At 22.9% G+C, this 9,621-nt stretch carries 15 protein-coding genes; 12 read left to right on the forward strand and 3 right to left on the reverse strand.

What is annotated here, in order from left to right:
* Window positions 1–140 precede the first annotated feature (140 nt).
* From M0D11_RS04240 to M0D11_RS06895, 3 genes are read left to right on the forward strand one after another with little or no spacing between them, the layout of a single operon-like run.
* Window positions 141–305, forward strand: a complete 165-nt coding sequence (locus M0D11_RS04240; protein ID WP_252320396.1) for a hypothetical protein — start codon at window positions 141–143, stop codon at window positions 303–305.
* A 10-nt stretch (window positions 306–315) separates the two neighbouring features.
* Window positions 316–648: a hypothetical protein gene (locus tag M0D11_RS04245; RefSeq protein WP_252320398.1), complete on the forward strand. Its 333-nt coding sequence runs from the start codon at window positions 316–318 to the stop codon at window positions 646–648.
* Between the two features lies 1 nt (window position 649).
* Window positions 650–781 (forward strand): hypothetical protein, encoded by a 132-nt coding sequence (locus M0D11_RS06895; protein WP_256468414.1) that lies wholly within the window; start codon window positions 650–652, stop codon window positions 779–781.
* Window positions 782–784: 3 nt separating this feature from the next.
* Here the strand turns inward: M0D11_RS06895 and M0D11_RS07250 are convergent, their stop codons facing one another.
* Together M0D11_RS07250 and M0D11_RS04255 are read right to left on the reverse strand one after the other, a co-directional pair.
* Window positions 785–1,441: an IS3 family transposase gene (locus M0D11_RS07250; RefSeq protein ID WP_252320400.1), complete on the reverse strand. Its 657-nt coding sequence runs from the start codon at window positions 1,439–1,441 to the stop codon at window positions 785–787.
* Between the two features lie 349 nt (window positions 1,442–1,790).
* Entirely contained in the window at window positions 1,791–2,075 is a 285-nt protein-coding gene (locus M0D11_RS04255; RefSeq protein ID WP_252320402.1) for a hypothetical protein, read from the reverse strand.
* A gap of 6 nt (window positions 2,076–2,081) precedes the next feature.
* On the opposite strand from M0D11_RS04255, the gene M0D11_RS04260 reads away from it, so the two are divergent.
* The gene (locus tag M0D11_RS04260) at window positions 2,082–3,065 is read left to right on the forward strand and encodes a hypothetical protein (RefSeq protein WP_252320404.1); all 984 of its coding nucleotides are present in this window, start codon (window positions 2,082–2,084) and stop codon (window positions 3,063–3,065) included.
* Between the two features lie 83 nt (window positions 3,066–3,148).
* Here the strand turns inward: M0D11_RS04260 and M0D11_RS04265 are convergent, their stop codons facing one another.
* Complete coding sequence (locus M0D11_RS04265) at window positions 3,149–3,769, reverse strand: IS1595 family transposase (RefSeq protein ID WP_252318950.1); 621 nt, start codon at window positions 3,767–3,769, stop codon at window positions 3,149–3,151.
* 221 nt (window positions 3,770–3,990) lie between these two features.
* On the opposite strand from M0D11_RS04265, the gene M0D11_RS04270 reads away from it, so the two are divergent.
* From M0D11_RS04270 to M0D11_RS04305, 8 genes are all read left to right on the forward strand, one after another.
* Window positions 3,991–4,425 carry a hypothetical protein gene (locus M0D11_RS04270; RefSeq protein ID WP_252320406.1) on the forward strand — a complete coding sequence of 145 codons (435 nt, stop codon included), beginning with the start codon at window positions 3,991–3,993 and terminating at the stop codon, window positions 4,423–4,425.
* A gap of 150 nt (window positions 4,426–4,575) precedes the next feature.
* Window positions 4,576–5,868: a hypothetical protein gene (locus M0D11_RS04275; protein ID WP_252320408.1), complete on the forward strand. Its 1,293-nt coding sequence runs from the start codon at window positions 4,576–4,578 to the stop codon at window positions 5,866–5,868.
* 153 nt (window positions 5,869–6,021) lie between these two features.
* Window positions 6,022–6,240, forward strand: a complete 219-nt coding sequence (locus tag M0D11_RS04280) for a hypothetical protein (RefSeq protein ID WP_252320410.1) — start codon at window positions 6,022–6,024, stop codon at window positions 6,238–6,240.
* Between the two features lie 194 nt (window positions 6,241–6,434).
* On the forward strand, window positions 6,435–6,677 hold the full coding sequence (locus M0D11_RS04285) for a hypothetical protein (protein WP_252320411.1): 243 nt from the start codon (window positions 6,435–6,437) through the stop codon (window positions 6,675–6,677).
* Window positions 6,664–7,434, forward strand: a complete 771-nt coding sequence (locus tag M0D11_RS04290) for a ParA family protein (RefSeq protein WP_252320413.1) — start codon at window positions 6,664–6,666, stop codon at window positions 7,432–7,434. Before M0D11_RS04285 ends, M0D11_RS04290 begins: the two co-directional genes overlap by 14 nt.
* A 28-nt stretch (window positions 7,435–7,462) precedes the next feature.
* A complete protein-coding gene (locus M0D11_RS04295; RefSeq protein ID WP_252320415.1) occupies window positions 7,463–8,200 on the forward strand; it encodes a hypothetical protein in 738 nt (245 codons plus the stop codon).
* Between the two features lie 223 nt (window positions 8,201–8,423).
* Window positions 8,424–8,627: a hypothetical protein gene (locus tag M0D11_RS04300; RefSeq protein ID WP_252320417.1), complete on the forward strand. Its 204-nt coding sequence runs from the start codon at window positions 8,424–8,426 to the stop codon at window positions 8,625–8,627.
* A 237-nt stretch (window positions 8,628–8,864) separates the two neighbouring features.
* Window positions 8,865–9,621: replication initiation protein (locus M0D11_RS04305; RefSeq protein ID WP_252320419.1), on the forward strand; the 757-nt coding region annotated here is incomplete at its 3' end.

Genomic DNA, 9,621 nt, shown 5'->3' on the forward strand with positions numbered 1-9,621 from the left:
ATAATAAACACCAATCTTTAAACGATATACAAACACAAATGCTTCTAGACAATATTGATGGTAATTAAAATCAAAACATCGCTAAAAACAGCAAATACGAGCCAAATAAAAGCATATACCTAAAAAGGAGTGAGTGTTTAATGACAAAAGAAGAAGCAGACCAAATAGCAGAATTATTTAAATGTGATGAATGTGCACCAACTTTTAGAATTTCTGATGATAAGGAAAAAGGTTATTTTATGCCATGTGAAAAACATAAAGATATTTCTAATCTAAATTATTTTAAAAAAATGAACATACATTAAGGAGTTTTAAATGACTGAAAAACAAAAAATTTCCATAAAAAAATATCGAGAAAAAAATAAAAATAATCCTGAATATAGAAAAAGATTAAAAGAGCAAAGACAAAAATATTATTTGAAAAATAAAGAAAAATTAGCAAAATATTCAAAAGAATATTGAAAAAATCCAGAAGTTAAAGAAAAAAATAAAATATATTCAAAAGAATATATGCAGAATTATAGAAAACTAAATTCTAAAAGAATTAATGAAAAAAGGCGTGCATATTATCAATTAAATAAAAATAAAATAAATTCACAAAAAAGAGCACGTAGAAAATTATTGAAACAATTAAAGGAGAATAAATAAAATGAAGAACTTACTAACTACAATCACTCTTAGTGCATTAGTAGGAACAAGTACAAGTAATTTAAAACCATTGTTTGCAAATAATGTTTGAACTTGTCAAGAAAAGTGGACAATAAAAGTAACCTTTTATTAAATTTTATAAAATAGTATTTGTAAGTGTTAAATTTATAGGTATGAAGTAATTATTTGTTAATTTGGAATGAGCTAATCGATATTCGATTGGACTCATTCCTTTTAATTTGATTTGAGGTCGATGGTTATTATAAAAGTAAATATATTTAGGTAAGTTGTCTTGTATTCATTCAATAGTTCTATTTTTTCTTGGAATTTGATATAGAAATTCTGTTTTCATTGTTCCAAATCAAGATTCAGTAGCACCATTATCACAAGAATTACCTCTTCTAGACATTGAAATTTTTATTTTTAATTCATCACATAAAGTTTTATATGAAGGATTTGTATAGTGAAATCCTTGATCTGATTGCAAAATTCATGAATTAGGTTTTTGAGCATTAACTCAAGCTTGAATAATATTTTGGACAACAAATGTCATATCTAAACTTGAGCTTATTTTATAATCTAATATTTCATTATTATGAAAATCTTTAACAATTGATAAATAATATGTTTTACCATTAGTTAATAAATAAGTTATATCAGTACCTAATTTTTGATTTAAATCAGTGGTTGAAAAATCACGTTTTAATAAATTATCATATCTTAAACTTCCTGATTTAGTTCTATAATCAAATTTTTTTATGCGAACCTTAGCTTTTAAACTCATATTTTTCATATATCTATATACAATATGAAATTTTAATTTTAAATTATAAATTTTGTTAATTCATAAAGTTATCATTTTATAAGAACCTGTTTAGGATCTTTTTAATAAAATTGAAATAAAGGAAAGAACAACCATTTGTAAGCTAGTATTTAATTTGAACTTGTCAAGAAAAGTGGACAATAAAAGTAACCTTTTATTAAATTTTATAAAATAGCGTTTGTAAGTGTTAAATTTATAGGTATGAAGTAATTATTTGTTAATTTGGAATGAGCTAATCGATATTCGATTGGACTCATTCCTTTTAATTTTATTTGAGGTCGATAATTATTATAGGCTTTTCTCCCTTTATGTACTATTTTTAAATTTTATCACATAAATGCTGAGAAAAGCCATATTCAATTAATTCTTGTTTTGTCATTTCATTAAAATTTAAAGATTTGGGTCGACCTGTTCTTTTGGTTTTTTTAGCACGAATTCCATTGCCATATTCTAAACCTTTTTCACCTAATAATTTATATGCTTTAATTCATTCTTTTATTGATGATCGACCAATACCATACTCTAATGCGGTTTTATCAATTGTTTTAATTTTACTTATTTTTATTATTTTTAACTTTTCTTCTTTTGATAATCATTTAGCCATAAAAAAATGAACACCTTCCTTAAAGTATTTTTAACACAAAGGTTACAATTCTGTGTCTACTTTATTCTAGATGTTCATAATAAAAACATTACAATTCCTACAACAGATTTAAATATACTTGTTGGAAAACATCATTTAGTTTTGATTTTAAAAGATGAATATAAAGTATTGTCTGGCAATAAAACCGGAACAATTAATTTTGTTTTTTTCATTAAAAATCAAATTAATGAATTAGATTACACTACCAATATTGATGATACACAATTGTATAGCGGTTTAGTTTCAAATGATGGAAATACAGATGGTGCTAATATTATTCAAATAAAAAGCAAAGTTGGTAGTTTACATCCTGCAAATTTATATTTAGCAATTAATGATAAATTAATTGATTATCGAAATAGTTATTTTGTACAAGGAACAGTTGATGATACTACAAATGATTTTACAGAAACCGGAACACATCAAAATGCTTATCAGAATTTGTCAATAAAAAGAGATGGTATATATCATTTACATTTAGTGGATGTTGTTGGTAATACATACGATAGTTATTTAGAACTTGGTGAAAACAATTGAAAGCTTACAGGAACTTTCAATGATAGTGAATTAGAGAAACTTAAAACAAAACTTAATGTTACTGTGAATTTAAATGATCCTACACAAAAACAACAAGCAATGGGTTGATTACATCAATATGAAAATTTTGTTGATAAAATTTTTGAAGAAACTATAAAAACTAATGGAAAAGGTTTTGATAGTGAAATTAAAAATCAAATTACTTCTTATACAGCATTTTTAAAACCTTTAATATATGACATTAGTAATGAACCAAAATTTGATGATGGAATTAACAAATCTTTATTAGTAAAAACAATAAATGACAAAGCAAATGAAATTTTAGATAATTATAAAAATCAATTATCTGATTTAAAAAATAAATTAAATGTGAATGATAGTAATGTAGTTAATAAATCAACATTATATAATTAGGCTTTTCTCCCTTTATGTACTATTTTTAAATTTTATCACATAAATGCTGAGAAAAGCCTATCTACGGACTTCTCCCCACATTTTTAAATCAAACATAGCATTACAATTTCAAAACTAGGTATCTTATTGAATTTATATGCAGCTTCTTTTGCATATAAATGAACATGATGTTTTGCAACTTTGATATGTGTTTTAAATGTTCTTCTTATATGTTTTCAAACTGATTCAATTTGGTTGGTATTTACACCAGTTTTTGAAACATAGCTATCTTGATGATTGACTGTTTCATGCTTAGTGAAAACCGATTTAAAATCGCAATATCCTTTTCAAAAATCAGTATGTACATGACACTTTGAAGAAATGTGGTTTCTTGCAAACTGCAAAAGATTTTTACTTTTTGCATTTTTCAATACTTTCACAATTAATTTATTGGTTGTTTTTTCATAAATACCAACAATCAAGGTTTTATTCACCAAGGATCTTCCTTGTTTTTTAAAACCCATATGTGAAAGATACATTTCATCCATTTGCACTATGCCCTCAACAATAAATTGTGATTCTTGTTTGGCAATACAAGTTCTGATTTTATGACCCATTCTTCAAGCAGTTTTCAAAGTTACCCCCAATTCTTTTGCAACATCAGTTGATGGAATTCCATGTTTGGTGTTTATTCATCTAAAGATGAGATAAAACCAAGATTTCAAAGGTATTTGTGACTTGTAAAAAATGGTGCCATGAAGAATACTAAATGTTTGATGACATTTCAAACATCTTATTCTTCTTAAATCAGAAGTATTCAAATTTGTTCAATAACACCTGATACATTTATTTTCCTTCAAACTTACTATATATTTCAAACAATCTTGTTCTGTTTGAAAAGTATTGTTGAACTCATTCAATTTCATTGTTTCCTCCACAAGTACATGTGGGGAGAAGTCCGTATAATTATTCAAATTGAATAAATAACTATCAAATATTTATCAATAATAACAAAGATAAATGAATAAATGATATTTCAAATATTGCTTCTCGTGGTTTTGCAACAACTGAGCAAGAAAATAAAATCAAAGCACAAGTAAGTCAATTTTTAAATAACCATAATATTAAAAATTATTTAAAAAGTGTTGTTTGAGAAGACAATAAATTATTAAAAGCTACAAGTAATGATTATCAACAATATGTTAAATTAGATGAATTACAAAAAGACACTATTGATTGAGTAAATACCAATATGTCAGAAATAAACACAGCATATGAAAATGCCATTAAAAATGCTGAAAGTGGATTAAACTTACATGGATATAGTATTGATAAGATTTTAAATGGCAGACCAAAACCACAAACAAAAAGTAAAAATTAAGTAATTTATAACTGAATTTTTGTTAAAACTTTAACTAATTGTAAAATACACAAAATTTGATAACATGTAGTTGTTATCCAATATATAAGTTTTAACCCATTACTTTATTTTAAAAGTAAATGGGTTTTATTGTTTAAAGGAGATATTACAATGGCAGAAACAATAGATAAGACTAAATCACAAACATATGATTTTTTATCAAAAAATAAATCCATAGAAGATATTAAAAAAGTAGCAAACATTGAGATTAGAGAAAAAAATAGACATGGTGGATCAGCGTTTAAATTAGTTGAAAAAAATAATGCTAATCATCAACCAGTTAATGCTGATCCAATATCAGAAAACGAAATATTTTATGATGCTGTAGAAGATTTAAATACTATTTCTACAGAAAAAATATCACAAACTAAAACAATAATTCAAGAAAAAGACAAAGAAATTCAACAAATTAAAAAAGAAAATGAAGAATTAAAAATAAAACGAAGCAATGTAAATTTTGATAAGTTTAAATATAATGTTGTAACAATTTATGATGAAAAACAAAGTAAAAAAACAGGTATTAATAAAATTTATGAAGAAATTTTACCAATTAATAATAAAATTTATTTCATAACAACTTTCCAACATGCTGATAATTCCATTAGAGAGCAAGTTCTATTTTTTCAAGAACTTACAAATGGTGATATAAAAATCTTTAAACAAAAAAAATCATATGAGAATATCAATGAATATAAAAAAGATATTACATTAATTAATGATATTTCAACTAATAAAAACAAAGTATCATTTAAAATGATACCAATTAAAGACTTTTTAAAAAAACAACAAGATTTTAAACTAAAACCAACTAAAAAAGAAATAGGTATATGAATAATTAGTTGGTTAATAATACCCTTAGGTGTAGTGGCTATTAATCTTATTCATCCTCCATTATTAATAATGAGTCTTGTAATTGCTGGTATTGCTATAGTCCTTAGAGGAGGGGCAGAATTATTTTCACCAAAATCAAAAAAAGTTTGATCATGAATTTCTAATAAAATATGTAAAAATGAAGAACTAAAAGAAAAAAAGAAAAAAGAACGTCAATCAATAATTAAAAATTTAACAAGTGATAAATTAGAAACTAAATTACAAACACAATATGATATTTTAAAACAAAAAATTGATAATAGGAAAGAAGAAATTCCAAATCAACTAATAAGTAATAAATCAAATAGTTATTTAGAAAACTCAAATATTGAATCAGAAAATAATCTAAACAAACTAATAAGTAATAACAAAATAAATCATAAATCAAATAGTTTTCTAAAAAATTCAAGTGTTGAACAATTAAATCCTAATAATTTTGATTCATCTATACGTAATACAGTAAATAATCAAGAATTACAACCTTCAACAATTTCAGCTAATACTTGAAATAAAGTAAAATGTTTATTTACATAATCAATAAGTAATAAATTTTAAATCACTATTTTTTCAAAATAGTGATTTTTTATTATTTTTACACACTTTTTATTTTAAAAATATATACTCTTTCTTGGATATTTTAAGGGTAGAAAAAAATATTCAAAAAGAATAATAAGGGAGAAGATAAACATGCCATGAGAACCAATTGACAAATTAAGTCAAGCAGATAAAGACAAATTTAACAAAGAAGCTGAAGAAGCAAATAAAGCTTGAGGAGAAAAAAACGAACGTGAAAGACGAGAAAGAGTTGCCAATGCTTTTGGATTTGAAAAAGATAAAGCAAAAATAAACAGTGAAGCTTCAACAAGTAAAGGGCAAAGTTCTAGTAGTAAATCACAACAAATGTAAATATAATAATTACTTCAAAACTGCACAATTGTGCAGTTTTTTTTAATAATTTTAAAAATAAAACATGTTTTATTTTTTTTATTTTTTATAAAAATATATTATTTAATATCATTTTTATTTATATTTTAAAAATAAAACATGTTTTATTTTTAAAATATTGTTATAATATACTAAAAATAATAAAGGAGTAAAAAATGGCAAAACTGAATGCATTACTTGAAAAAAATGGAATAAAAGAACTTTCAAGTTTTTCTAAAACAAAAGATTTTAAAAAAAGAACAACACAAGATATGATACCAAATACTTTTTGTAGTAGATATTTAGTTGATAAATTTAGAAAAGAAGCAAAAGAAAAAAGATGGAGTTATACAACTTTAATGACAACTATTTTAGAAGACCGATATGGAAAGGAAAATACTGAAGATGAAAATGATTAGTTTTTGTAATAAAAAGGGGGGAGTTGGTAAAACTACTCTTTGTAAGAATGTTGCTTATAAATTTGCTTTAGAAAATAAGAAGGTATTGTTAATTGATTTAGACCCCCAAGCTACATTATCTGTACAATTTTATACAAATAAAATTGTAAAAGATGTTACTTTATTAAAAATGTTTGGCGGATTTAATGTTGGAATTAATAATATTATTCAAAAAACAAAATATCAAAACATTGACATTATCATTGCCGGAGAAGAATTAACAAAATCATCTACAATCTTAAATAATTTATATGTAAAAGAAAATATATATAAAGTTGGCAAAAATATATTTAATAGTTTTAATGATGTTTTTTTAAAATATGATTATGTATTAATTGATTATCCACCAACAGTTCTTGAATTAGCAATTAATTTTTTAATTATTTCTGATTTGATAATGATACCTATAAACAATGGAATTGGGAGTTTTAAAGGCATCTTAGATTTAAAAAATACCTTAAATTATATTTGTAGACAAGAAAATATAACTGTTCCAAATTTACGAATAATTTTTAACAACGTAAAAGAAGATGAAGATACTATTGAAATTTATAAATTATTAGAAGAAGAAAAATTAAATAGTAATTTATCACAAAGTGTAATAACAAATTCAAAATCATTTATTAAAACTGAGAATAAATTAAATAGTATTTGAGAAAATAAACATTATTGACGTCAAAAAAATGCATATGAAGAACTCATTAAAGAAATAATGTAAATTATTAAAACAAAAAGAGTATAATTCTATGAATAAATTTGAATTAGGTAAACATATTAATAATTTTGTTAAATTAAATCCAAAGAAAAATAAATTTCTAAAAATTAATCAAGAGTTAAATAAGTCATTTTTTGTTATTAAGAATATATTTAAAGAAAATATAAAATATATTCTAACTTCAAATTATGATGATATTTTTTATTATAAAAAATTAAAATTATCAGGTAAAAAATGAATAGAAATTCTTTTATCAAGTAAAGATATTTTTGAATATAATAAAAAAATTAGAGATGATTTTCTTTATTGTAAACAAAGAAAATTTATCAAAATTTTATTAGATGATTTGTTTAATTGTTTTAATAAAAATCCTCAAAACGTAGTTATTGAAAATAGTGAATCGCATTTTGAAGAGCAAATAAACATGCAGTTAGAAAAAATTAGATATTTTTTAGATAAAAAAGATTGAAGTAATTATTTTTTTAATTTACAAAAAATAATGCATGAACAAATTATTAAATTTTTATCATGAAATAAAAAAAGTTTTAATTATGAAATTTATAATAAAGATTTAAAAAAATCATTAAATGATATTTTAAATCCAACAGAAGTAAATAAATATTTACAATTTGTTCAAAAAGTAAATTTATATCGTAATACTTTGTGCAAAGTTCAACCTGTTATCAATAAAATAAATCAATCATTATTTGAGGATTGAAATAATTGTTCTGAATTAAATAAAGAAATTAAAAGTTGACCAATTAACTAGAAAAAATATTTATATTATTTCATCATTAGGTAATTGTAAACTTGGTAAAAAAAGTAAAAGCATAAAAATTAATTATAACGAGTTAGTTCATCAAGATTTACTCATCAAATGACTTTGTAAACAAAGCGACATAATTTCCTATCAAACTGAAAAAGAACTAAAAGCAGAAAGTCCAAGAGAAAAAGGATATCCTGATTTACTAGTCCACTATGAAGATAAAGAAATGATTATTGAACTTGAAAGAACTAGAAAAAGTAAAGACAGATTTGAAAACAAACTTGATAGTTATTATAGATATTTACAAAATGGAAAAGAAATCCTATGACTTGTACCAAATGAAAGTATGAAAAAATTTGTTAATGAACAAATACAAGTATATAACTGAAAAATAGAACAACATCATATTGAAATATTTAATTATGTTTAAAATAGACATAAAATAATTATATTTTTACTTCATTAATTAATTCATATATATTCATTATATATTCATTCATGGTACGAGTTAGAGGGAACATCAAGTACGAGTTAGAGGGAACATCAAGTACGAGTTAGAGGGAACATCAAGTACGAGTTAGAGGGAACATCAAGTACGATTTTAAATAATAAAGATAATTGTACTTGTGATATAATTATTTTATCTTATTTTTAAAAGGGGTAATTTATGGAAAAAAAGTTTACAGTTAAAAATGTAAGAAAATTAAATATATATTATTCAAATTTTTTAGCACGTATAAATACTAAATTTACACTTGAAGAAGAAAAAGTTTTACATTTAATTTTTGGTCAAATTAATTCTTTTAGTAAAAATGATACAACAATAAAATTAAATAAGTTAGATTTTTTTGATAAATTAGAATTGGAAAGTACAAATAGATATCCAAGATATCGTAAGTTAATTCGTGGTCTAATTCATAAAACTTATGTTGAGTTTGTGGATAATTATGGAACTGAGTATATAGGAGTAGTTATTAATTCATCAGTTTGAAAACCAAAAGAAACTTTTTTTGAAGTAGAACTTACTAAGATGTTTATGCCTTTTTTAGAACAATTGATAAAAGATTATACGAAAGTTGATTTAAATAGTATTTTAGGTTTTAAATCAAAACATAGTTTAACTTTATATAAATGGTTGTGTAGTTGAAGCGATGAAAGTAAAAAACAAAATGAAAGATACATAACAACGAAAGATTTAAAAGAATTACTTGGTTTGTCTATTGATGATTATGTTTATAATGGTAAGTTTAGACGATTTGATTTTGAACGTGAAACTATAACAAAAGCAATAAATGAAATAAATAAAATTTCTAATATAAATGTTTTTTTTAAAAAAAACAAAGAAAATGGTAAGGTAAAAAATTATGAATTTACTTGAACTCAAAAAGACAAACTAAATAATGATAATCATACAAAACAGAATG

Source organism: Spiroplasma endosymbiont of Lariophagus distinguendus (genome assembly GCF_023846195.1).
Lineage (GTDB): Bacteria > Bacillota_I > Bacilli_A > Mycoplasmatales > VBWQ01 > Spiroplasma_E.